At 44.9% G+C, this 25,295-nt stretch carries 16 protein-coding genes; 2 read left to right on the forward strand and 14 right to left on the reverse strand.

Features of this window, described 5'->3' with window-relative positions:
* Positions 1-135: 135 nt before the first annotated feature.
* From V6W81_RS16460 to V6W81_RS16480, 5 genes are all read right to left on the reverse strand, one after another.
* The gene (locus V6W81_RS16460) at positions 136-1,269 is read right to left on the reverse strand and encodes an ABC transporter substrate-binding protein (protein WP_338539777.1); all 1,134 of its coding nucleotides are present in this window, start codon (positions 1,267-1,269) and stop codon (positions 136-138) included.
* A gap of 109 nt (positions 1,270-1,378) precedes the next feature.
* Positions 1,379-3,358: a hydantoinase B/oxoprolinase family protein gene (locus tag V6W81_RS16465; protein WP_338539778.1), complete on the reverse strand. Its 1,980-nt coding sequence runs from the start codon at positions 3,356-3,358 to the stop codon at positions 1,379-1,381.
* The gene (locus V6W81_RS16470) at positions 3,355-5,397 is read right to left on the reverse strand and encodes a hydantoinase/oxoprolinase family protein (RefSeq protein ID WP_260985442.1); all 2,043 of its coding nucleotides are present in this window, start codon (positions 5,395-5,397) and stop codon (positions 3,355-3,357) included. The genes V6W81_RS16465 and V6W81_RS16470 overlap by 4 nt, the downstream gene beginning before the upstream one ends.
* 23 nt (positions 5,398-5,420) lie before the next feature.
* Positions 5,421-6,170, reverse strand: a complete 750-nt coding sequence (locus V6W81_RS16475; RefSeq protein WP_145048836.1) for a FadR/GntR family transcriptional regulator — start codon at positions 6,168-6,170, stop codon at positions 5,421-5,423.
* A 232-nt stretch (positions 6,171-6,402) separates the two neighbouring features.
* A complete protein-coding gene (locus V6W81_RS16480) occupies positions 6,403-8,664 on the reverse strand; it encodes a glycoside hydrolase family 3 N-terminal domain-containing protein (RefSeq protein WP_338539779.1) in 2,262 nt (753 codons plus the stop codon).
* 260 nt (positions 8,665-8,924) lie between these two features.
* On the opposite strand from V6W81_RS16480, the gene V6W81_RS16485 reads away from it, so the two are divergent.
* A complete protein-coding gene (locus V6W81_RS16485; RefSeq protein ID WP_338539780.1) occupies positions 8,925-9,692 on the forward strand; it encodes a sulfite exporter TauE/SafE family protein in 768 nt (255 codons plus the stop codon).
* 136 nt (positions 9,693-9,828) lie between these two features.
* On the opposite strand, the gene V6W81_RS16490 is transcribed toward V6W81_RS16485, so the two are convergent.
* The 9 genes from V6W81_RS16490 to V6W81_RS16530 all read right to left on the reverse strand — a co-directional run bounded on the left by V6W81_RS16490 (position 9,829) and on the right by V6W81_RS16530 (position 24,339).
* Complete coding sequence (locus V6W81_RS16490; protein WP_338539781.1) at positions 9,829-10,710, reverse strand: phosphotransferase family protein; 882 nt, start codon at positions 10,708-10,710, stop codon at positions 9,829-9,831.
* Positions 10,711-10,930: 220 nt separating this feature from the next.
* Positions 10,931-11,851 carry a carbohydrate ABC transporter permease gene (locus tag V6W81_RS16495; protein ID WP_056690518.1) on the reverse strand — a complete coding sequence of 307 codons (921 nt, stop codon included), beginning with the start codon at positions 11,849-11,851 and terminating at the stop codon, positions 10,931-10,933.
* A gap of 15 nt (positions 11,852-11,866) precedes the next feature.
* Positions 11,867-12,808 carry an ABC transporter permease gene (locus V6W81_RS16500; protein WP_056692468.1) on the reverse strand — a complete coding sequence of 314 codons (942 nt, stop codon included), beginning with the start codon at positions 12,806-12,808 and terminating at the stop codon, positions 11,867-11,869.
* 137 nt (positions 12,809-12,945) lie between these two features.
* Positions 12,946-14,622 carry an ABC transporter substrate-binding protein gene (locus V6W81_RS16505; protein WP_145048827.1) on the reverse strand — a complete coding sequence of 559 codons (1,677 nt, stop codon included), beginning with the start codon at positions 14,620-14,622 and terminating at the stop codon, positions 12,946-12,948.
* 41 nt (positions 14,623-14,663) lie between these two features.
* Positions 14,664-16,325 (reverse strand): ABC transporter substrate-binding protein, encoded by a 1,662-nt coding sequence (locus V6W81_RS16510; RefSeq protein WP_338539782.1) that lies wholly within the window; start codon positions 16,323-16,325, stop codon positions 14,664-14,666.
* Positions 16,326-16,445: 120 nt separating this feature from the next.
* Positions 16,446-18,161 carry a cache domain-containing sensor histidine kinase gene (locus V6W81_RS16515; RefSeq protein WP_338539783.1) on the reverse strand — a complete coding sequence of 572 codons (1,716 nt, stop codon included), beginning with the start codon at positions 18,159-18,161 and terminating at the stop codon, positions 16,446-16,448.
* Positions 18,162-18,181: 20 nt separating this feature from the next.
* Positions 18,182-19,747 (reverse strand): response regulator, encoded by a 1,566-nt coding sequence (locus V6W81_RS16520; RefSeq protein WP_338539784.1) that lies wholly within the window; start codon positions 19,745-19,747, stop codon positions 18,182-18,184.
* Between the two features lie 359 nt (positions 19,748-20,106).
* Entirely contained in the window at positions 20,107-22,434 is a 2,328-nt protein-coding gene (locus V6W81_RS16525) for a glycoside hydrolase family 95 protein (protein WP_338539785.1), read from the reverse strand.
* 321 nt (positions 22,435-22,755) lie between these two features.
* Positions 22,756-24,339, reverse strand: coding sequence for a histidine-type phosphatase (locus V6W81_RS16530; protein WP_338539786.1), 1,584 nt, complete (start codon positions 24,337-24,339; stop codon positions 22,756-22,758).
* A gap of 321 nt (positions 24,340-24,660) precedes the next feature.
* Here V6W81_RS16530 and V6W81_RS16535 point away from each other — a divergent pair, with 321 nt between their 5' ends.
* Complete coding sequence (locus tag V6W81_RS16535) at positions 24,661-25,206, forward strand: TetR/AcrR family transcriptional regulator (protein WP_145048815.1); 546 nt, start codon at positions 24,661-24,663, stop codon at positions 25,204-25,206.
* The last annotated feature ends 89 nt before the right edge of the window (positions 25,207-25,295 follow it).

Genomic DNA, 25,295 nt, shown 5'->3' on the forward strand with positions numbered 1-25,295 from the left:
TTTACCGCCTTTTGCCCCCTGCTGTATCACTTTCCCTTGACGTTCCGTTCCCCGGCAGGCCTGCGGAAAACTTCCTGGCTTGGAACGGAAATTCGGTAAAATCTGCGTTTTTAGGAGTTTTCAGAAACGCCCTAGTTATTGCAGCTTCGTTTTCACCAGACGATCCCACAGTTCTTTCCAAGCAGAGCTGTTCTGTGCCAGCTTGTCCCAATCCGGATTAATGCCGTTACTTTGTGTTTCAACGGAGAAGGAAGGATCATCCTTATACTTATCTGGTACTGCTGCAGTAGTACTAGTTACAGGCGTTCCGGTAGCATCTGCATAACTTGTTAATGACTCAGCTTTCAACAACTCGTTAATGATCTCGTTAGCCACCCGAGTCTGTTCAGGTGTCGATCCTTTGACGACTTGCAGTGAATACGGGAAGGAAATAGCACCTTCTTCAGGATAAGCAACAGCTAGAGGTGAGCCTGCATCAATCCATGTCTGAGCAACTTGTGCACTGAATGGTGCAATTAGTGCATCACCCGATTCAAGAAGTGCTTTTAACTGATCATTGGAAGTGACGAGTGTACCAATCTGATCACTATGATCCGCCACGTACTGGAATGCAGGCTCTGGATTATCATATGAAGCACCAATCTCTTGGCCTTTAACCGCAATTAATGGAGAGATGTAAGAATAGAACATGTAATCCCACAGAGCAGTTTTTCCTTTGAATTGCTCATTCTCCCATAGGTCATTCCAACTCGTTGGCGGCGTTTGAACAAGATCTTTGTTGTACACTAATGCAAAGCTGGATACACCCCAGACGATCCCTTTATTATCCGGCTGATGAAATTGTTCAGGGATATCCTTTATATTCGTCACAATGCTTGGATCAAGTGGTTCCCACATATCATCGTTCAGACCTTTCGCCGTAGCGTCGGCATTGAAGTAACCAAAGTTAACGATTGGATCGTCAGGATTCGCTTGTTTGCCGGCAACCATCTTCGGATACATTACAGAGTTAGTGGATTCTTCAAACGTTACTTCTACGTTTGGATGTTCTTTTACGTATTCAGCAACAACTTCTTTTGGTACAACATCCTGATTGGAACCAGCCCAAATGAACATCGTGAGCTTCACCTTTTCCCCACCAGATTCTGAAGCCGTTCCTTCGGAAGAATTGCTCGTATTACTCGCTCCCCCGCAAGCTGAGAGTACGAGTGAAGCAGCCAGTGTGAGAGAAGCTAAACTGAGAAAACGATTTTTCTTTGATTTAAACATATTGAATTTCCCCCATCGAATAAGTGATATAGGCCAACAAAATCATCTGATTAAACCTATTTAGTTGATGTGTTTCAATAAAACGTTAACTTTTTCTTCGTTTTCTTTCTCATTGAAGCCCAATCTGCTGTCGCAAATCTTCCATCATTTCAGGTATATCGTGAGGCGTTAGGGAAGCATTGCCTGCAAATCTATGTTCAACAGCATTCATCGTCCGACGTTTCAAGTAATCACGGAGTGCAAGCGGATAGTTGTTCAAAGCATTGACCAAAGCCAGCTGCATCTCATCACTCCACAACGTTTCATACTTCTCTCTCGTATGACCGTAGTTGAAGTCCTTCGGCTCCTGCTGACGTTTATTGACACGCTCAACCCGAGTCTGCTCCTCATCCAATTCTAAATCTCGAATCACAACGCCGTACCGTTCGAATGCCTGATGATTCGATACTAGCCCACTTCTTACATCCTTCAGCACGAGTTGAACATCTCGTTCCATCGGATCACCATATCCGCCGCCACCTTGGGATAGAAAGGTAACCGTATCTCCCGGTTGCAAAAGCAGTTCATCGATTCTACCTAACTGCTCTTCGGTATCAAGACCAACATTCAGAATAGCCTCACCGTGTGTTCCCACACCGCCTCCAAGCCTACCCCATGGTTGGAACTCCATGCGTTCCATATTTCTTGCTGTCATCACCGTATCCGGTGTACGAATCCGAACACGGAGTTGAATCCCACTTCCACCTCGGAAGGTTCCTGCTCCTCCGGAATCTGGACGAAGACCGTAATGTTCAATCACGACCGGCATCTCAGCCTCCACGGTCTCAGCTGGAATATTACGCAGATGACCTACCGCAAAATCCATACCATCAATCCCATCCTTCATCGGTCTGGCACCTGATCCACCACAGATCGGCTGTATGACACCGACCTTTTTCTTCCCGTCGTTTGCATCGGTCATCGCCATCATGACGATACAAGCTTGTCCTGCTCCTGCCGCAGGTACTTTGCTCGCTTGTGCTTTACTCAATGCTCCGGTGATTACATCCATCAGGCGAATAAAGGTTGCCGCCCGAGCGCCGACCGCTGCCATCGGCTCTGGATTAAGAATGGAGGCTGGCGGCGCATAATTGCGTACCAGTCGAATCATGCCAGAGTTCCACGGAATAGTTGGATCTATTGTACGAAAATAACGGATTAGAGCAGGTACAAGCATGTAGTGTCCTTGTTGGTTATGCGTTGGAATGTTAAACGATGCCCTGACCTGTGGATCGGAACCATTGAAATCGAGATAGATATCGCTCTTGCTGATTGTCATGCTGCATCGCAGACGAATCGGATATCCGCCTGGTCCCTTTTCAAGGTAATCCCAGAATTCATATGTTCCATCTTGAATGTCACTGACAATCGCACGCGCTTTCAGTTCCGCGTATTCCAGTAATTGTTCAATGCCCTGTTCAACTCGCTCTACGCCATATCGCGTAATCAGTTCGCCAATCCGCTGTTCTCCCCGATTCAATGCCGCCATGAGCGCTCGGAGATCACCCAAATTCTGTTCAGGAATGCGGCTGTTGTCCAGAAACATACGTTGTACAGTTTGATTAAGAACGCCAGCCTCATATAATTTAATAGGCGCAATACGAATGCCTTCCATATGAATATCATAAGCGCTGGGAGACACACTTCCAGGCACCTTGCCGCCAACATCTGATGAATGCACAAAGCACATTCCATATGCAATAATGCGTCCTTCATAGAAGAAAGGTTTGATAAGATGCATATCTGGAAGATGAGTTACCATGCCTTGTGTGGCATAGGGATCATTGCAAATGACGATATCTCCCTCTTGCCAATCTTTCACGCTCTGTATTGTTGCGGCAGCGGGGATTCCAAGAGACAGATTGTATCCCGTTTCAAGTGGAGAGCCAAATGTCTCACCTGTTGGGGACAGTAAGTATGTTCCAAAGTCACCGGTTTCTTTGACAAAAGCAGTAAAGCCCGTGCGTAACACAACATTTGCCATCTCTTCAACGGTTGCTTGAATCCGATTATTGAAGATCTCGAGAAAAACTTTATCCACGATCATCATTGCATCTCTCCAATCAAATTCCCGTGAATATCTCTGGATACCGTAAAGCCTGCGGGAATGAAAATGGTCGTATCATATTCCTCAATAATGACGGGTCCCTGTATTACATCATCAAGAGGAATCTGAGTCCGGGTACACACCTTAGCTGTTCTGGGAATGTTGTCAAAAACAATCTTGCGTTCTTCTGGTTCATTCTCATCCAACGATTGGTGAGCTTCCACTTCATGATCTATGCTGTTGTTTGATGGCACAACGCCTACAACACTTACTCGAAGACTGATAAACATAACCTCAGCCTCGGCCTGACTAATACCGAATACATGTTCATAATGTGAATGAAATTTGGCTTTGGCGAGCTCTGGGTTATTAATCTCTTCAGGTGTAAGTGCAATTTCCAGATCGAAAGCCTGTCCCTCATAACGCATATCAGCACTGAATAAGCAGTACACGGTCTCCAGCTTCAAGCTTCCTTGGGCTTCCTCTTGAACCCAGTTCCGCCCCTTATGTTCTAATGCTTCGAAATGGTTAGCTAATTCTCCTGGAGCCAGAGCCTGACTGTTCTGGTGTAACGAAAAAACGAAATCATTCCGCAAGTTGGCTACCGTACATCCCATGGCGCAAAGTGTTCCCGGTGAAGGCGGAATGAGCACTCTGCGTATTCCTACCTCGCGAGCCATCAAAAAGGCATGCATCGGACCAGCACCGCCGTAAGCAAGTAGTGTAAAATCACGTGGGTCAACACCCTTTCGTGCCATTAACGGTGAGAATTGGGCATACATATTAGCCGTCGCTACATCTAGAATTGCTTGAGCCGTTTGTGTTGCATCCAGTCCCAGGGTGTTACCTAGTCGATGAAGAGCACTTGTTGCAAGCTCTGGATGAAGTTGCATTTGTCCACCTAAGAAGCGATCCGCTTGCAGAATGCCTAGCTGTAGATAGGCATCTGTTGTCGTTGGTTCAAGTCCTCCCCTGTCGTAACAAGCTGGACCTGGACTTGCTCCTGCACTGCGAGGCCCTACCTTAAGGACACCTACTGAATCGAGCCAGGCAATAGAGCCCCCACCCGCACCGATCGCCGTTACATCAATTGCCGGAATGATCACTGGGAAATCCCCTACCTTGTTGTCAGTCGAATAAGCGGGATGTACATCAATGAGAGCCACATCGACACTTGTACCGCCCATATCAAACGTGATGACTTGTTCAATGCCTGCGGTATGTGCGATATGCGTTGCTGCGATGACACCTGAAGCAGGACCAGACAACAGCGTACGGACAGGTTCACTTGCTGCACTTGAGGCTGTCATCATGCCGCCATTAGACATCGTTGATAGCAGATTGGCCTTTAACCCATATGCTTGTATACCTTCTTGTAACCTTTGAAAGTACGATCCCATTCGTTCCCCGACATAAGCGTTCATCGTCGTAGCAAGTGTGCGCTCAAACTCACGCTGCTGCGGCCATATCGTGCTGCTGGTGCATACAAAAAGATGGGGATGTCGCTGCTTAATCCGTTCTTCTGCTTGTTTCTCATGAGCAGGATTCACGTAGGCATGCAAGAAGCTGATCGCTAGAGCCGTAATCCCTTCTTCTACTAAATCATCTACAGCCTGTAGGAGCTGTTCTATCGACAGTGGGTGCAGCACTCGACCACTTGCCAGGACACGTTCATCGATCTCCTTAACCAGATGCCTTGGGACAAGTGCCTCCGTTTTGTCACCGTACAGATTGGTTGTATCTTCTAATCGCAATCTACGAATTTCGAGAATGTCACGAAACCCCTTCGTTACCAGAAGTCCCGTTTCTGCACCATTTCGCTCAATTAGCGTGTTGACCCCAAGCGTTGTCCCATGAACAAACAGATCGATGTCTTGGATATCCACACCGCGTTCTTTAAGCTGATCAAGTGCATTAAAAATAGCCTGTTCAGGCGCTGCTGCAATGGATGGTGTCTTGAGCGCGGTGACGATTCTTCCCTGATCGTCAGTGACCAGAGCATCCGTAAATGTGCCTCCGATATCAACGCCTAAACGGTACATGGTGTCCAAAAGATCAGCTCCTTTTAAACCGTATCCATAGGTTTTATTTTGTTTTTCATCGCAAAGTATCGTTTGACGTCTTCGATCATCTGGTTAATGTGATTGACCATGGCTGCCTCAGCTCGTTCCGGTGAACCAGAAGCCACTGCCTCCAATATTTCCTGGTGATCTACAACGAGTTCGCTTCCAACGGTTCGCCGAATGTACGCCGTCTCCAAGAAATCACGACTAGTCTCCCATACCAGTTCGACGGCATGGAGCAAGATCTGGTTCTGAGCTGCATACGCCAGAAGTCTATGAAACTCCCGATCTTCTTCATACGGAATCATATTATCTGCCAGCCTGCGGTTCTGTACCGCAATCGACTCTTTCAGCAACTCAATATATTCCTTCGTAGCTCGCTGAGCAGCTAATGAAGCAATCTCCCTCTCGAGTGCTCTTCTTGCTACAAGAACATCCAGCAGTGCTTTCTCACCTGAGTGGTTTAACATCTGGATAAAGCGCATGTTTACACTTTTTTGCTGCAATTCACGTTCAAGTGTCTTCAGCCGTTCTTGTCCTTCTTCTGTCAGTACTCTTCCCTTACGTCCTTGAAGTACGGTATATCCGTCAACATCCAACTCCATCAATCTTCGACCAATCGTCGCCTGACTCAAATTATGGCTTTTGCCAAGCGTATGTACGAGCGTGCTTGCACCAATAGGAGCGCTGGCCTCATGAAGCTGCTTCAGCAATTCATATTCCAGCTCTAATTCCAATAACTCAGGAGACACTTGATCCCCTCCCTTATATTCTCTCTATATTGCTGTTACTCACTGATGATTAACAAGATTATAACTTCATCTTTTACATATTTCAACAAATCTTATCTAATTAGTATGATTTTTTTAATAAAATGTCATTTTCAGCTAAAATTTTCAATATTATTTGTAAGTAGTCTAACATAAAAACAAATAAACCGCGCTTGGCGCGGTTTATTTGTTCATCTTTAAACTGTTTTCCTGCTTAATCAATCTTCACCGGTAACTTACCACCAGCCTCAAGCTGACTAAGCAACACCTTAATGCCTGCTAACGTATTAGACTCCTGCTTCCCGTACACAGCCAAGGCTGAGCGCACGTTCTGCAGATAGATCGTCTCATATGGGTTCCCAAGAGATAACAACGTATATCGCTGACTACGCCTGTTCATCTCATCAATCAAGACCTGGTAATCGTTCCAGCCGAACTCACTAGCCACATTACGGAACTGATAGGAAGCAAGAATCACGTAATCTGCTTTGGCAATCGCTTGTAGTGTTTCCTTTGAATTGCCTTGACGCATAACGAATATGCTCGTTTGGAGCGACAGGTTGCTGGCCGATTGTTGAAGTTGTCTCTCCAGCTGCTGCGCCTGCTGTTCATCGGCTGCGACTATCGCAACCTGATCACCTTTGTTTATTGAATCAACGCGCTTCCCTTCTCGACTAGCCAAGACAGTAACTGCTTGCTCGGCAATTTCCCGTTCCACGGTGCGATGCTGACTCGATCCGATAACCCGATTCAGTTCTGCTAGCTTAACCGAGAGTGACGGACTGCGTTCAAATAATCCATATTGGAATTTAGCTTCCAAGATTCGCGTGACAGACGCTTGGATGGTTTCTTTCGGGATTGTACCCTTCATCACTGCGTTTACCAATGTTTGATGTGCTGCTACTGAATCTTGTGGCATCAGGATGATGTCTACCCCAGCGGAAACTGCACGCTCGACTGCCTTATTCTCTCCAAAATGCTCCGCAATCGCCTTCATCGTAAAAGCATCTGAGATGATCAGTCCATCATATCCAAGTTCATCGCGAAGTAGACCCGTGAGAACCTTCTTGGATAATGTAGCGGGTACAGGTACTTTTTGGCCATCTTTTAGAGAAGTCATTTGCTCATTATCGATCGCAGGGAACGCAATGTGTGCAGTCATGATCATATCGACCCCATTGTTAATGGCATCTCTGAACGGCTTCAGTTCGACGGCATCCAGTCGTTCACGCGGATGAGTCAACACCGGCATACCCAGATGAGAATCTATCGCTGTATCTCCGTGACCTGGAAAATGCTTCACTGCGGCAATGACGCCTGATTCCCTTAAGCCCTTAATCATGGCAAGACCAAGCCGTGACACCAATTCAGCATTCGAGCCAAAAGATCTTATCCCGATAATCGGATTGTCTGGATTGCTGTTAATGTCGAGAACAGGTGCAAAATTAACCTGAATCCCTAGAGCCTTCAGCTCCTCTCCAGTCAATTGAGCTGCAGATTCAGCTAGCGCTGTACTTCCAGTTGCACCGAGTGCCATCTGTCCCGGCAGATTCGTACCTCCTGGAATTCTTTTAATGACGCCGCCTTCTTGATCAATACCAAGGAATAGCGGAATGTCACCTGCTTCCGCCTGCAGATCATGTGTAAACGTAGCTACTTGCCTTGCATCCACGATATTTTTGTCAAAAAGAATTAGTCCACCTAGATCCTGATCATGGATATTCCGCTTCAGACCTTCATGTACCGTCGTCGTGACTTTACCATTCCATTGCCTAATGTCTGGCATCAGCATTTGACCAACTTGTTCACTTAACGTCATATACGAGATCAATTTATCCCAGTCCTGAGCCTGTATAGCTTGTTCACGCTCAAAGCGGATAACACGCGACATAAATACGGCATATTCAGCGCGTGTGACGGATCGGTTCGGCCGATAGGTTCCGTCTGCATATCCGCCGACCAAACCATTAGAGCTCAACATGAGAATGGGTGCAGCTGCCCAATGAGACTCCGTATCTGTCCAACTTGCAGGTTGCTTCCCTTCTTCCAAGGGATAGGCTCGCGTAAGGAATGCTGCCGTTTCAGCACGGCTAATGGGTGCATTAGGGCGAAAGGTACCATCTGGGAACCCACTCGCCAGTCCATTCTTGGCAGCTATCGTAATTTCGCGATAGAAGGGATGTGTCGTTGGAACATCTGAGTAATTGCCCCCTTGCACAGGCTGTTGAAGTTCGTCTGGATATAACTCTCGCACCATAAAAGTGACAGCTTGCGCCCTCGTTACAGACTTCTCCGGCTGAAATATTCCGTTACCGTAGCCAGCTACTGTCCCGCGTTCAGCCATATACTGAATGCCATCTTCTGCCCACTTGGAATACTGTAAATCCGTAAATCGTGACTCTGCGCCTGCGTTTCCTGCCCATAAGAGCATGGAACCAAGGATCGTACTAAGTAGTGTCATGCATTTTACAAACATCTGGTTTCCACTCCTGTTGCTGTTCTATTCATCCTATTTAGACGCTATGTGTACATATTTTGTTGCTCTTACATTTCATTTTCTAGTTCTACATACGCAGATCATCGGACACGATGCAGTTCTTCCAATCCGGCGATAATATGTAAATTATAAAATATTAATATTACAGATGATGATTGAAACAAGTTATAATGGTTCACAGCAACTGAAAATAAACTGGTTAAGGATGAGTATTAACCATCAAGTTTGGAGAATGTCACATGGTACTGATTAATATTACACTCGTTATGATTGTGCTTGGTCTTCTGTTAGGTTTTGTCGGTGCTGGAGGTTCGGGATTCATTATCTCCGTTCTCACCGTCGTTTTTGGATACCCGATACATGTCGCATTGGGAACCGCTTTGGCAGCAATGTTTTTCTCCTCTCTATCTGGTTCGATTAGCCATTATCGGGAGGGAAATGCCGTTCTAAAAACAGGCGCGATTGTAGGCTTAGCAGGAGCAGCAGGTGCCTGGGTCAGCTCCGGCTGGTCATCCTTCATTCCTGAAGATCGGTTAGGTATGTTGACGTCCATCATGCTCTTTGCATCAGGGCTTGCGTTATGGTTAAGGTTAATTCTTGTCTCCCGTCGTTCAACGATCACTAAAGAACATGCCTCAACACAGACTAGCGGAGTCCGATACTGGTTGTATGCCATTCTGATTGGTCTAGTTACTGGCATGTTATCTGGGCTATTTGGTATTGGTTCTACACCATTTATACAGTTGGGTCTTATGCTGCTGTTAGGGATGTCAATGCGTTATGCGGCAGGTACAACGATGCTCGTAATTATTCCTATTGCACTAGCCGGAGGCGCCGGTTATATGAAAATCGGTTACCTCGATCTGCAATTGCTGCTGGCTGTTGTGATTGGAACCATGTCCGGTTCATATGTCGGAGCCAAATTTACGAAACGCGTACCTGCAGTGTGGCTCAAAACAAGTATGGTGATCACTCCCATGATTGGAGCTTCGATACTGTGGCTGTAAACCAAACGAAAGATCCATTGACACAAGTCAATGGATCTTATTAAGTGAGAGCATAGCCATCTGTCTATTAAACATGACACAACACCTAAGTTAATGACATCGCACTAAGCCATTCCTTACTAACGGACACACTTGCTTAATAAGCTGTAACTTTTTGCAAAGTCCGTATGCTTTCCTGCAGAAACTCTTTATTTTGCTCAATTCCTCTATTCTTACACCATACTACTGCGCTGAAAGCATCATAAAAATCATAAAATGGAATTACTCTTTCCAAGTCGATCATTGGACGAATCGTTCGATACCCCTCAAGGTATGCGGATTTCATGTGCGGATTCACTTCCCATATGTATCGATTCATTTTGGTGAATTCTATTTCAGTGGAACCTGCTCGCGCACTCTCAAAATCAATAATTCCCACCACCTCATTACCATTAACTAATATATTTCCCGGTCTAAAGTCCATGTGAACAACAACAGGCCCATCCGGTTCGGGTAATGCAGAGAAAGCATGATCAAAATAACGTATACACTTCTCATATAATGCTTGATCAAGAATTTCTTTACACGGCTCTTTCCATTTATCAAAATTGTGTTGAATATGTAATCTCCAATCATTCTGCTCAAGTGGCTTAAAGCCCTCGGTTGTATGATAGCCATATTGTTGCATGTTGACCTCATGAAGCCTTGCATGATACATACCTATCTGAAAAGAAAGCTTATCATCCATATCTGCTGTGCAAGGCACGCCCGAAATTGCTGTGAGAAGCAGTGCTCCCGATGTACTCTCATCTCCGTACCAGATGTCCATTACCTGTGGAACGGGAATTACACCTTTTAATGTTTCAAGGATCTGAAACTCACGGTGTAGCTTATCTCTATTATATGGAATTTTAACATAAACGTGCTCTCCGCTTATAAGCGTAAGCCTGTATACATCCGAACTGTATGACTCTGGAACATCATCGATCTTCCATACATTCAGTTTCATCTTCTCGATTACTTGTAAAATAGAAGACATTGAGCAACTCCTCTCTACGTGCGGATCGACATTTGGCTTTTTCTGACTTATTCCGTTTTATTCCAATTTAATTGTATCAATGTATCAGCTTATTTAAAACAAGTCAAAATTCGCTAGATGAGCGATTGCAGTTGCCAATATTTATACTCAATATTTATAAACAGAGAAAAAGCCTGCTGTCTTCTCTTCCAATCATTGAGAGAGAACCGCAGGCTTTTATTTATCCTTTTACACCACCGATTGTCATACCTTGTACAAAGTACTTCTGCAGGAACGGATAAACCATAAGTATAGGAACACTTGCAATAATGGTCATCGTTGCTCGAATGGACGTCGGTGTAACCGCTGTCCCACTGCTCTCGGCAGATTGATACGCATCGCTTGCCGTTGCAGTGGCTGCAGTTGTTGACGTTTGCAAAATTTTCATCAATTCGTACTGTAAGGTGCTAAGTTCTTTATTGGAAGAGTTGTACAGGAACACATCAAACCACGAGTTCCATTGTCCCACTGCCACAAAGAGTGATACGGTTGCCATCGCAGGAATGGTTAATGGAAGCACAACGCGGATAAAGGTCGTAAACTCTCCTGCTCCGTCAATACGCGCCGACTCCAGAATACCTTCGGGAAGTCCCTCAATAAAGGATCGAATGACGATCATATTGAATACACCGATCACACCCGGAATGATATACACCCAGAAGGAGCCAATGAGTCCAAGATCACGGATCAATAGATAACCCGGAATCAATCCTCCACTAAAGTACATCGTGAATACAAAGAACATCGTAACAAACTTACGAAGCACAAACTCTTGACGGCTGACCGTATAAGCCAACATCGCTGTACAGAACACGGATACCACCGTACCAATCACCGTCCGCAGTGCCGAGATTAGCGTAGCGTGATAGATATCCGATTCACCGAAAATATACTTATAATTATCCAATGTCCACACCCGTGGCCACAGATAGATTCCACCACGAATGGCATCATTCGCATCGTTAAAGGACACGGCAATCATATTAATAAATGGATAGATAGTAACGATCATCAGGCACACCATGAAGGTAATGTTTATGGTGTCAAACGCCCGATCCCCTGTGCTGCTATTACGCAGTCGGGACGGTTTTCCTTTTCGCATGGCATTGGCCTCCTTTTAGAATAATCTGCTTTCTCCCATTTTTTTCGCTATAAAGTTCGCGGAGAAAAGGAAGATGAAGCTGACTACGGTTTTGAAGATGCCTGCTGCTGTACCCAAGGAAAAGTTCCCCATTCCCAAACCATATTTCAGTACAAAGATATCCAGGTTCTCCGAATAGTCCATGTTCATCCCGTTACCCAGCAAATATTGTGGTTCGAATCCGGACTCAAGGATACTCCCCATATTCATAATCAACAAGATCACAATAACGGGCTTCAAGCCGGGCAGTGTGATATATAACATCCGTTTGAATCGACTAGCTCCGTCGATCTCGGCAGCTTCATATTGAGCAGGGTCAATGGCTGTAATGGCGGCCAAATAGATGATCGTATTCCAGCCGACATCCTTCCATACTTCTGTGGCTCCTAAAATCCCCCAGAAGTACTCCCCTTTCCCCATCCACAAGATTGGACTATCAATCAGGTGAAGCTTCGTAAGAAGCAGATTGATAATACCATCGGGTGACAGAACGGTTAGCACAATACTTGAAGCGACTACCCAAGAAATAAAGTGTGGTAGATAACTGACCGTTTGTACAAACCGTTTAAAGATTACATTTTTCAGCTCATTCAACAACAGAGCCAGCGTGATGGCTGTTACGAATCCGAGCACGAGTTTGATCGAGCTCATCACCAGCGTATTTCGCAGCACTCGGTAGAATGTATTGTCCTCAAACAATATACTGAAATGATGCCATCCTACCCATTGCTGATCCGAGAAGGATCTCGCTGGTTTGAAATTCTGAAAAGCCATGGTCCATCCCCATAGCGGCAGGTATTTGAAAATAAAAGCCCATATGACGAACGGTATACACATCAAGGCCAGCGTTCGTTGCTGCACAAGCCGTTTAAAGAACGAATTCGCTTTGATTCCCTTTGGTTCCGAAGCCGGAGGCATCGACTGAAGGGGTATATTTGGTTTCTCCACGTTGAACCTGCTCCTTTCCTATGCTGTTATTCATGCGCGAGAGAAGGCTGATGTCCGATTCTCTAGTTTTCTCCCGCGCATGTAACAGTTTGTTTACAGCGTTCTTCTTACCATTTGCCTGCTACACGATCCTGTACAATTTTCGTAATGGTCGCTTCGTAGCCTGCTTTGTCCAGTTTACTCAGCTCAGCCATGTAGGAATCCCACAGTTTGCTGAAGTTCTCCGGTGTTCCTAGAATCATCTCCGGCAAATATTTACGCTGAAGATCATCTGATTTGGTCGTGAAGATCTGTTCAGGTGATCCTTGCTCCAGTGCAATGGACCATGCAGGGAACCAAGGCCGTTCTTCAGGCTTGTTAAACAATTCACTAAACGTTTGGATGCCATAGGCGTCTAAGAATTTCTTGTCTCCTTCCGTGTATGACGCTGCAGCTACCTCAGGCTGGTTTCCTGGGCTGTATGCGTTTCCATCAGACAATGTAGATTCACCACCATAACGCGGCCAGTCTGTGCCAAAATAAGTGAATCCGAATTTACGGCTCAGTTCTAGATCATCATGAGCTTTGCGCTGATCGTCATCGGCAAAATAGAATCGTCCATTCTCGTCCACGCTATACGTCTCGTCCTTGATACCCCACTGTACTAAGATCTGATTCTCTTCCTTAAGCAGGTTATCAAAATATTGAATGATACGAACGGGATCTTTGGCATTGACTGTAATGCCAGTTGCATAATTGTTTACGAACCCAGGAGGGTCGATATATTGATCTTTGACACTTTCATCAAACACAATCGGGAGCGGAGCATATCGTTTCTCATCAATCCCTGCCGCGAGCAGGTTTTTGGTTGCGTCTCCGATCTGCCAGCCGTAATTGAAGTAACCAAGGACACGGCCTGAAGTCAACTTCGCCAAATATTGGTCTTTGTTCATTGTGAATGATTCTGGATCAAGCATGCCTTTAGCATTGATTTCATTCAGCTTCTGAATCCATTTTTTCTGTTCATCGGTTCCAGCAACCACTTTAGCTTCATGTGTATTCATATCGACCATGACGCTACCGTCGTTCGGATATCCAGCTAGATGCATGGCAGGATTCTGCAAGGTGAAGAAGTTGTTAGCTACGCCCGCGAGTGATACAAAACCGATGGTCTCCGCACCATCAACAGTTGGATGCTTCTCCTTGTAATCCTCGATTAGATCAAAGTATTCATCCAATGTGGTGATTTTGGGATAGTTGAATTCCTTAAGTACAGAGCGCTGAATCCAGAACGCCCCGCCGCCTACGTTTGGATTACCAGAGTATTCACCCTGATTGGCTGTGTACGGAAGCGCATAGATTTTTCCATCCTCTGCATTTCTCATTTTGTCAAAATACGGTCCATATACCCTCTTAATATTCGGTCCGTACTCTTCAATGAGATCATCCAAAGGAATGTAGGCTCCAGCATCTAATAACTTGGACATCTCACCACTCGAGCTGATGACATCTGGGTAATCTCCACTGGCGATCATAACCCCTGCTTTGGTAGCACTATCACCGACAAGGTATTCCATCTTGAAGTCCACACCCGTCTGTTCTTGCAATTCTTTACCGATCCTTGTCTCACTTGCCAATGTATCCTTCTTGCCTGGAGAGAACATGTAATACGAGAATGTGACTGGGCTGTTGTCATCCTCCGTTGGCGTTGAAGGTGACGAAGACGAATTGTTCTGACTGCATCCAGCCAGCAAAGCCATGAGTACTACGGCTAAACCTGCCGTTTTCAATTTTGGTTTCACCATGTGTGAAATTTCCCCCGTTCGTGTGGTCTGAATGGTTGCGATTACCATTTGCCTGCTACACGATCCTTCACTGCTTGCGTTATCGTGTCTTCGTATGTTTTTTTGTTCAATTGATTCATTTGCCCCATATATTCATTCCACGTGTTCTCAAAGCTTGTAGGCGATTCCATGATCATTTTCGGTAAATATTTCTTCTGTAGATCATCTGCCTTGGTAATGAAAATCTGTTCAGGTGAACCCTGCTCCAGTGCAATAGACCATGCAGGAGACCAAGGTCGTTCATCCGGCGTACTGAACAATTCCGCAAATGTTTCTACGCCGTACTTCTCTAGCAGCAATTTGTCACCATCGGTATAACTGAAGGTGGCCACTTCCGGCTGGTTCCCCGGACCATACGCATTCCCATCCTCTAACAGAGAGTTATTGCCATAACGCGGCCAGCTGTAGTTGAAATAATCAAATCCAAATTTCTGACTCAGTTCGGGATCTTCGTGGTATCTGCGCTGCTCATCATTCTCGAAATAGAAACGTCCCTCATCATTCACGCTATACGTCTCATCTTGAATGCCCCACTGAACGAGAATCTGATTCTCTTCCTTGAGCAGGTTGTCAAAATACTTGATAATCCGTACCGGATCTTCAGCATTCACGGTTATCCCGATACCGTAGTTGTTCACAAAACCAGGCGGATCGATATACTGATCCTTGACGTTGTTATCAAATACGATGGGAAGCGCCACATAGCGTTTGTCATCATTGCCAGCTTTCTTAAGGTTGCTCGTCGCATCGCCAACCTGCCAGGAATAACTGAAGTATCCCAGCACTCGACCTGACGTCAATTTAGCAAGGTATTGATCTCGGTTCATCGTAAAGGATTCTGGATCGAACATCCCTTGGGCATTAACCTCACTAAGCTTCTGAATCCATTGTTTCTGGTAATCTGAACCCGCTACGAGTTTAGCTTCATGGCTCTCCATATCTACCATCACGCTGCCGTCATTCGGATAGCCTGCCAAGTGCATCGCTGGATTCTGCAAGGTGAAGAAGCTGCTTGGTTCACCCGCAAGTGTGGCGAAGCCAATGGTCTCCTTGCCGTCGATCTGAGGATACTTCTGCTTGTATTGTTCAATTAAGTCGAAATATTCGTCCAAAGTCTTGATTTTGGGATAGTTGAATTCTTTGAGCACAGCACGTTGGATGTAGAAACCCGTCTGGAAATTAGGCTCTGACACATACCCGATGTTCGCGGTGTATGGGAAGAAGTAGATTTGACCATCCTCTTGCCTGAACTTGTCCATATCGGGTCCGTATACTCGCTTGATGTTTGGTCCGTACTTTTCAATCAGATCATCCAGTGGGATGAATGCCCCTGCATCCATCAATTTCGCCATTTCACCACTAGAGTCAATAATGTCTGGATAATCACCGCTCGCAATCATGACGCCGGCTTTCGTAGCACTGTCACCCACTAGATATTCCATTTTCCAATCTACGCCTGTCTGTTCCTGAAGCTTCTTACCAATCGTCGTATCACTTGCTAAGATGTCCTTCTTACCCCCGCCAAACGTGAAGTATTTGAACGTAACCGGTGAGTTGTCATTGCTGTCTGGGGAAGTAGCTTCTGGACTGGCTTTGTTACAACCCGCAATATTGACTGCGAGCAAGATAGCTAGGCCTGTTATCAGTGTTTTCTTTCTAAACATGCAGCAGATGCCCCCTTTGAATAGTCTTAGTGTCTGTGGCATTCTCAATATACCAAGATAGCGCTTTCAAGGTTACCCATGAAAGTGTACCTTCTGCTTAGAAAAGTATATTCAGCTTCTTCACTCGTCTCGAATTCGCTCTGGATCAAGTGGCAATGTTATTTGGATATGTGTTCCTTCTCCTTCCCAAGTCTGAATATGGAATGAAAAATCATCCTTGTAACACAGTTTTAAGCGGCTATATGCATTCTTCATACCGACATGTTCACCCATATCTGTGTTTTGATCTAGATAACTCAGCAATTCCTCCAAGCGAGCAGGAGACATGCCTATTCCGTTATCCTGCAAAGAGATATGAAGCCGATCATGCTCGGCGGAAACCAGCAATTCAATGAAACCTTCGGCTGGGCTTGACTCAATCCCATGGATACTTGCATTTTCAACAAACGGAAGAATGACCATCTTAGGAATTCGATACATAAGTGTGGCCGGATCTGCTTCAATGCGATATTGAAGCTTTTCGCCGAAACGGTACTTTTGAATTTGCAGGAAACTCTCGATTAACTCCAATTCTTCCTTCACCGTCACATCATGCTGATTCCAACTGATGGACTTCCGGAACATCTTAGCCATGTGATGCACCATTTTGGCTGTCTCCTTCTCGCCCTTGATCAGACTTCGCATCCGAACAGATTCAAGCGTATTGAATAGGAAATGTGGATTAATCTGACTATGGAGTGCGTGAAGCTGCGCTTGCTGTTGCTTCAGCTCCAGATCTTTTTTCTGTATATCCGCTAAGTAAACTTCATCAATTAGATTACGGATCGTCTCGGTCATGCGATTGAATTCCATCGTAAGTTGACCAATCTCATCCCTAGCGTTTTCAGGCGGAATCGTCTGAAAATTCTGTGTTTTTACTTTTTTCATATGCTTAAGAATCCGTACGAGTCGGACATGAATGGATCTGGACATCGCTGCAATGATGATTGTAGGCAACACAAAATTGATGCAAGCAAGCCAGACAACGAATGCACGTGATTTGCGCACCTCACGTAGTACGATTTCTTCATCCATAACGCCTTGCAGGGACCAGCCCTCCAAATAATTAATACCTGTGAATGTACGTTCAAACTGAATTATTTTGTTCGGAAACTGGATATTGCTGTACAGCTCCCCCAGCCGAGGGTCTATCGTTTGCGGTTCGTTGGAGAAGCGGATGTGCCCTCCCGGATCGAGCAGATAGACGTCCCCATCAAAACCACTGTTGCGAAAATGCTCTTTAATTAGATCCATATTTAGGTCGATCTTGAGAAGCTGTTCTATCCCGCCGGTGTCCAGGTTGTCGAGCCTCTGTACCAGACTTAACATCTGATCGGCTGCAATCAATGCAGGATAAGGAGCGGAATGCGACTGAAACTGCTGGTACCAATTTGCTCTACGTACACCCTCGGTCAAGCGTTCAATATATCCTGAAGATAATACGGTAGGATTATCCGTGTATACTTGATACCAGCGGATTCCCTGGCTTAACTTACCGGAGAATTCTCCTTTTAGATATGAATTGTAAGCATCTATATATTCAAAATGACTGCGAAATGTGCGGGAGAGTGTGTCATTGAATACAGGGTCAGCATACAACGAATAAGACAAGCCCACACCTTGATCTATCGTTACACGAAGATCATTTTTGAGATTGTTCAAGGCAACACCCGCATCACGTGTTTTCTGGCTACGTATATTGGCGGTAGTCACATTGTAGAAGACAACGTTCGTAACAACGATGGGAATGAACACAGACAGTACATACATAAGTAACAGCTTGTCCCGAAGTTTCATGTAATTCAGGTTCCACCTGATCATTGTGCACCTCGCTGACTGTTTTCTTTGATAAAATTCCGATATGAGGTAGGTGACATAGCGACGATCTTCTCAAACTGTGTTACAAAATAATCTGCGTTCTGAAATCCTACACGCGCAGCCACCTCGTACATTCTTAGATCGGTCTGACGAAGGAGCTTCTTCGCTTCCTGTATACGCAGTTCAAGCAGATATTCATTGAAATAAAGATTGTAGCTTTTGCGAAAGAGGCGTCCAAGGTAGACCGGATTCACATAGAACAGCGCAGCGATGCTTTTGAGACTGATATTTTCGGTATAATGCGTATCAATGTAACGCTTGATTTTGCTAACATCTCCTTTGGACTGCTCTTTCCGTAATTGTGCAATGTATTCCTCTGCCTCCTCTAACGCGACCAAGAAAGCGTCCTTAAGCAATCGTAAATTCCACCCCTCATGACTTTGTTGTGCCAATTCCTTCAGCCGTTGCAGCCCCTTATCATTCCCGCCCATCTCATGCACTACAGCGAGAATCCCTGTAATATAACGTAGCAATGAACCTGTGACGGCTTGAGGGGAAAAGCGGCGTACATGGAATTGGTTGAACATGTCATTCACCATTTGATGACAGGCAGCTTGACTCCTCTCCTCCAAACTTAGGATTAGAGGTTCGATATCATCTTGATTCACGTTGAACACATATAGCGGCTTTTCCTTAATCTCCATAAATCTAACGACTCCGCTATGTTCAGCGTACTTGTGACGAATCGCTTCTTCCGCCTCACGATACGACCTCGGAACATCACTTATTTCATTCACGAATGTGCCTGCGTACAGACCGATATCCACATTTAAACTTTCACTTAGCTTTTTGTGAATACAGTTCAGCTTGTCTTCCACAATGCTCCTATGGTTATTCTCCTTCCATACAAGCATGAGGACAAACCTATTTCGCTGCTCCATAACGAACATACGAAGAAACTCATTTTCTAGCACTTGTAACACCTCACGTACTCGCTGAACACTGACTTTCCTCTCATCCAATCCAGACTGCGGTTCAATCAATACCATCATCAGATCGTGCTGTGGGTGAATCCCTAACACCTCGGTGTACCGATGCTCTTGCTCCTTCTGTACCTTACCTTTAAGAATGTCCTCAAGCATAAACGTGCTGGCTTGTTCCTCTGCTAAGAAGGCATGCTTTCTTTTGTTATGAATCATATCGGCTGATTTCTGTAATGTTGCCGTCATTTCTTCATCATCGATCGGCTTGAGAATGTAATCATGAACCCCGTATTTGATAGCCTGTTGTGCATACTTGAAGTCATGATATCCACTAATAATGATGAATACCGGCTCCAGATTTGGCAGTTGTTCTATAGCACGGATCAGTTCCAGCCCATCTAGAACAGGCATTCGAATATCCGTAATGATGACGTCAGGCCGCAAACATTCCGCCATACGTAATGCTTCCAAACCATTCTCTGCTTCCCCGCTAATCTCCATGCCCAGGGCATGCCAATCAATCAATTCATGCATCCCCTTCCGAACAAACATTTCATCGTCCACTAGCAATACCTTTAACATGTATTTCGTCCCCTTTCCTCAACGAAAATAAACCGCCAGCGCATGTTCTCTCTCGGCGGGCGGAATCCCGTAAGGTTCCTTCTGCACAGTATGATGAATAAGGACATAGCCCGTACCCAATTCAGATGCTTATATCCCGAGTGCATTGCAAAATTCTGGTTAGATGTGCCTGATTGCTTACATTTTATAGCTTAATGTAAGCAATTTCATTGCACGGATTACTAAATTTATTGCGCCAAACGACAACAGAACATATGAACTGCCACATTTCGATCATCGAACTAAGTCGGAAGAAGAACACCTCCTAACATCCAAAAAAGTCGCTGACTCAATTGAGCCAACGACGTATAACCATTCCGCTATGATGATGTAGGGGTGTTCCAATCTTGATCCGTCAGTAAAAGGGTATAGCCTGATTCGGGAACATTGAATTCCCTTTGCTGATTCCGATAAGATACGATGACTTGGCATGGTTGGTCAGCCTGTATTCTGGCATGAACCAGATTCCCATTTTCCCATTCCAGATCGACTTCGAACCCGCCCCTAGCTCGCATGCCGCGAATATAACCTTTCGCCCAAGCCGTTGGGAGAGCAGGCAGTAATCGCAGTACTCCGCCATGACTCTGGAGAAGCATTTCTGCAATACCTGCAGTGCCACCAAAATTCCCGTCAATTTGAAACGGAGGATGATTACAGAACAGATTGGTTAAAGTTGATGAACGCAGCAGTTCCAGTACATTATCATGAGCGAGTTCTGCTTGCTCTAACCTTGCCCACATATTCAAAATCCAAGCTCTACTCCAACCTGTATGCCCTCCCCCATGCTCCAACCTGCGGTCTAATGTTATGCGAGCCGCTTCAGCTAATTCCGGTGTAGCACTCGGCGTAATCTGCGTTCCAGGATGCAAGGCAAATAAATGGGATATGTGCCTGTGACCCGGCTCCACTTCGTCATAATCCAAGCTCCACTCTTGGATCTGCCCATGTTTGCCAATCGTGATCTCTGGAATTCGGGTTAACGCCACTCGCAATGTTTCACCGAAGTCAAGATCCTGTTGCAGAATCCGCGTACTTTCGATGCAATGTGTAAACAGCTCTCGGATGATCTGATTGTCCATGGAAGCACCGTAGCATAACGCTCCTGACTCTCCGCTTGTTAACACATAGCGGTTCTCGGGTGAAGATGAGGGGCAGATAACCAACTGGCCGCTTGGATCTTCCACCAGATAATCCACAATGAACTGTGCGGCATCCTTCATCGTAGGGTACATCTGTTGCAGAAATTCCTTGTCACCTGTGTGCTCGTAGTGATCCCATAAATGTAATGATAGCCAAGCACCACCCATCGTCCAGAACGTAGAGGTGACGCACACATCTTGGGGCGCGCTGTCAGCCCAGATATCGGAGTTGTGATGAGCCACGAACCCTTCACAACCATACATCATTTGGGCAGTTTCCTTACCTCGAACTCGCAGTCTCTCAATAAAGTCAAACAGCGGGATGTGGCACTCAGAAAGATTACAGCTCTCGGCAGGCCAGTAGTTCATCTGTGTATTAATATTGATCGTATACTTACTATCCCATATTGGAAGCATGTCTTTATTCCAGATCCCTTGAAGGTTAGTGGGCAACGAACCCGGCCGACTGCTGGAGATGAGCAAGTAACGACCGAATTGAAAATATAGGCTCACTAGCTCCGGGTCGCTCCCCCCTGCTCTAAGTCGTTCCAACCGCTGATTGATTGGAACTGTGGCAGAGATCGAGTTATCTCTCTCACCTTCAAGGTGGAGATCCATCCTTTTGAATAAAGATTGATAATCTATAACATGCTCTAAGCGTAGCTGGTCATACGATTTGGCCGCGGCTTCATCTAGTCTACGAACACACTCGGCTACCAGTTCTTCCTTAGGAAAACGAAAATCCGTGCAGGCTGCGATTAGAACGGTTGCCTGCGTCCCATTGGTTAGAGTAAGCTGGCCGCTCGCATAATGAAGCTGGCCACCTACCGGCACGATCCGAATGACACAGCAGAAGCGCACGCCCTCTTCCCCACCAGTTCTACCGCGGATGATGACATCAGACGTGCCGCTCTGTTCAATTCGATCTAGATAGGCCTGGAAACCAACGGGATGCCTCAAGGTATCCGACCATTTGCTTCGCTCCAGTACCGATCCTCTGCCAAACAATGTGGAGAACTCCAATTGTCCCGGAACACTTGAGGTTAGATGGATAGCCGTGACCTGATCTGGATAACTTGCAAAGTATTCACGCCGATGCTTCACGTCACCAGCCACGTATTCAACGCGCACCGTACCTTGGTCAAGATCAAGATGTCTTTCATATTGAGTAGCCTCATCTTCACCATGATTCATAGCGATGTATAGATCGCCTAGTGGCTCATAATGCCGCTGCCCGTCAGGCACACCTACTAAAGCAATCGCTGCGAGTTCTTCCGCTTTACGTATCTCCCCAGCAAAAATGAGGGCTCGTAACTTGTCCAGTGATTCAAGGGTCAGCGGGTTATTCCGCTCCATTGGCCCACCATACCATAGACTATCCTCATTTAGCTGAATCCGTTCCATATGGGTCTTCCCAAAAACCATTCCACCCAAGGTACCATTTCCTATAGGAAATGCCTCTTCCCATTTATCAGCAGGTTGGTCAAACCAGACTTTGTGCGAATTCATCTCATACCTCCAAAGGAACTCAAATATATGTACATTTCTTCCATATACTGTTCAGTTTATCCCTACCAACAGTTGAACGAAATGAAGAAAACGAACATAAAGATGTACGATCCTAACCCGTTTGTATGAAAATACAAAGAAAAATCCCCTTCAGTAGGCAAGAACGAGTCCATCTACACTAGATAGTTGCTCCTTCTTTTCTACTACAAGGGGATACCATGATTAACATGTCTTTGAGTTTACTAGAGAACAGTTGTACTTCATACGAGATTTAATACAATTGAATCAGACATTATAGAAATAACATTTTCAATCCGCAAATTAGAATTTTGTCTCTAGAAGCTCAATATTGTCTTCCAGACTGCTGTTCATGTCTACGCCAACCTTCTCAAGCTTCGTCTCATAATACTTCTTCACATCTTCCCATTTATAGTACGGATAAGTCTTCGTTTCAATCGGGAAGGCAATTTCTTCTTCATTTCTCAGCATCTTCACCATATAATCCTCACCATTGGAATACAGAATCCACTGAATATTAGCTCCCATTGGAGAAATCTCAGCACCATTCCAGTTCTCTGCCACTTTCTCCGGGTTGTCTACACTAACATTCGCTCCTTCAATATCCAAGAATGAAGATAAAGGAATAATCGTTTCTGCATGCGCAAATCGGAAAATTCCAGCCGTGTCCTTTTTCTCAATGGACTGTTCAGTAGATGTGAGCAGCTCTTTCACGAGTGGTGCAGCGATATTTTGAGGTAGATCTGTCGAAGTTAGGGACGGTCCTTTCTCGTAAAAGTCTTGAATACTATCCAAACTTTCATACCATTTCAATTGGTTAGTCGTGAAGTATCTTCCGAATTCTAAGTTACCTTCTTCTTTCAGGTTCGAAGAGATGATATACAACTCATATAGATTGGAAGCTGCTTCGGTTGGATTGCTCAGCTTCACTTTTCCTTTCTCGTCCTTCAATTGGAACTCGCCCGCATCTAACCTCTGATAGAAACGATCAGAGAACAAAGGAGACAGCAGCTCCTTCGCATACGTTGTTCCTTTTTCTTGTGTAGCATAATTCTCGTACAGCTTAACCCATTCACCCTCTTCGGCAAATTCATTGTATCTCGTCGCTAGATCATACGGACGCAAGTATGGGTCACTGCCTTCTTCAAAAGCGGAGGAGAGAATATCAACCTTCTTGTCACCTAAGCTCTCTACTAAGCCTTCAATAAATTGATCTCTGCTCTGCGGAGTTCGATCCTTGAAAGTTGCTTGCGCAATGACCTTTTTATCATCGATGAAGATATCTTTATAATTGTGACCTAGTCTAGATCCGATGCCTTTCAATTCTTCCCCGCCAGAGATCGATAATAATCCATAGTGATCCTTCTCGATGTCCATAAGCTTGGCAATTTCTTTCTTGAGCTCTTTGCCCAAATTCGTGATCTGCCCATCCTTTTCAGCGATGCTAAGTAGTTCATACAACGTCTTATCATACTTGGAGCTGGACAAATGTCTTGAACCATGTCTTCCTACCAAATTAATAAAGACTGGCTTATACCCTGTTGGTGCCTCAGAATAACTTGTTGTATTGTCAAAAGGATATGGTGTTTTGGTACCTCGATAACCTTGTGTATCATTCATTTTCTGTCCAACGAATACGGATTGTGTCCGCTCGTCCCAGTCTACCTCTTTACCAAGCGCTTCCCCAATAACTCGAGCGGGAACATATGTAATTCCGTTATAGACAAAAGACTCACCATCCATTTTCTGTCCATCCACAACGACATTTACCGCTTGCTCAGACACTTCAATCGTGCGCTTAGTACCTGCACCGTACACATCAAACACACCGATCGATGTTAGCATCGTGAGTGAAACTACTGAAATTCCGATTTTTTTAATGTTCATTTTCGTTAATTTTCCCCTTAGTCTTCAGATATATATCGTTTTTTAGCTCATCATACTATAGGTGAATAGTATTTATTCTATATCTACGCTTTGTTAAGATTATGTAAAATTTTTAATAATGAACGTGGGTGCGTTTCCGTTCTTGGCATACAATCAGTAGAAAATACACAATAATAGTTGTTTAATCAACTCATGTTTATTATTATAAGAGAAGGAAATACACATGATATGGACATAACAACCTTGAATCAGGTTGATATTTAAACAGTGCTCACATAAGTGACCCTTTTATATATTAAAGAAAGCTTGGTGAATAATCCGATGGCAAAAATAGATCGAAGAATTGCAAAAACTCAAGAAGCACTGCGAAGAGCTGTCGTTGAATTAATGAATCAAAAGAGTTTTGATGAAATTACTATTCAGGACATTGCGGATCAGGCAGACCTTAATCGCGGAACGATTTATCTACACTACAAAGACAAATATGATCTATTAGACAAAATGATTGAGTCCCACATGGAAGAATTGGGGGAATTGGATGAATGGGCATGCAAGTTGGATTGGAACAATGGCCTTGTCCCATTTTTCGAATATTTTGAGAAGAATCATTTGTTTTTTTCAACCATGTTAGCTAGTAAAGGGGCTCCATCTTTTCGAGCCCGGCTACTGGAGTATGTAATGGCAGGGTTTAATGGAGAAATTGATAGAGAAAGCGGCAAAAATAAAGATCTCAATGAAGATGTCATGTTGCAATATACCGGAACAGCTTATGTAGGGATCGTTGAATGGTGGATCATAAATGGGATGCCGTATCCGCCTGAGACGATGGCTAAGCAAGTTGGTGTATTATTGGAACGAAGCCTGTAACGAACTAGGAGCAGCAATTCACTGTTCCTGTTCATAATCTGCAAAGATTGACTACTATTGTATCTTACAAAATGAAAAGCCCCGGAAAT

It is taken from the genome of Paenibacillus tundrae (assembly GCF_036884255.1).
GTDB lineage: Bacteria > Bacillota > Bacilli > Paenibacillales > Paenibacillaceae > Paenibacillus.

Bases quoted from the DNA above. Each gene is read 5' to 3' on its own strand.
- V6W81_RS16500 (WP_056692468.1), bottom strand. From the start codon at position 12,808: ATGCCTCCGGCTTCGGAACCAAAGGGAATCAAAGCGAATTCGTTCTTT.
- V6W81_RS16490 (WP_338539781.1), bottom strand. From the start codon at position 10,710: ATGTCTTCTATTTTACAAGTAATCGAGAAGATGAAACTGAATGTATGG.
- V6W81_RS16510 (WP_338539782.1), bottom strand. From the start codon at position 16,325: ATGTTTAGAAAGAAAACACTGATAACAGGCCTAGCTATCTTGCTCGCA.
- V6W81_RS16485 (WP_338539780.1), top strand. From the start codon at position 8,925: ATGGTACTGATTAATATTACACTCGTTATGATTGTGCTTGGTCTTCTG.
- V6W81_RS16530 (WP_338539786.1), bottom strand. From the start codon at position 24,339: ATGAACATTAAAAAAATCGGAATTTCAGTAGTTTCACTCACGATGCTA.
- V6W81_RS16520 (WP_338539784.1), bottom strand. From the start codon at position 19,747: ATGTTAAAGGTATTGCTAGTGGACGATGAAATGTTTGTTCGGAAGGGG.
- V6W81_RS16525 (WP_338539785.1), bottom strand. From the start codon at position 22,434: ATGAATTCGCACAAAGTCTGGTTTGACCAACCTGCTGATAAATGGGAA.
- V6W81_RS16480 (WP_338539779.1), bottom strand. From the start codon at position 8,664: ATGTTTGTAAAATGCATGACACTACTTAGTACGATCCTTGGTTCCATG.
- V6W81_RS16465 (WP_338539778.1), bottom strand. From the start codon at position 3,358: ATGATGATCGTGGATAAAGTTTTTCTCGAGATCTTCAATAATCGGATT.
- V6W81_RS16535 (WP_145048815.1), top strand. From the start codon at position 24,661: ATGGCAAAAATAGATCGAAGAATTGCAAAAACTCAAGAAGCACTGCGA.
- V6W81_RS16460 (WP_338539777.1), bottom strand. From the start codon at position 1,269: ATGTTTAAATCAAAGAAAAATCGTTTTCTCAGTTTAGCTTCTCTCACA.
- V6W81_RS16495 (WP_056690518.1), bottom strand. From the start codon at position 11,851: ATGCGAAAAGGAAAACCGTCCCGACTGCGTAATAGCAGCACAGGGGAT.
- V6W81_RS16470 (WP_260985442.1), bottom strand. From the start codon at position 5,397: ATGTACCGTTTAGGCGTTGATATCGGAGGCACATTTACGGATGCTCTG.
- V6W81_RS16515 (WP_338539783.1), bottom strand. From the start codon at position 18,161: ATGAAACTTCGGGACAAGCTGTTACTTATGTATGTACTGTCTGTGTTC.
- V6W81_RS16505 (WP_145048827.1), bottom strand. From the start codon at position 14,622: ATGGTGAAACCAAAATTGAAAACGGCAGGTTTAGCCGTAGTACTCATG.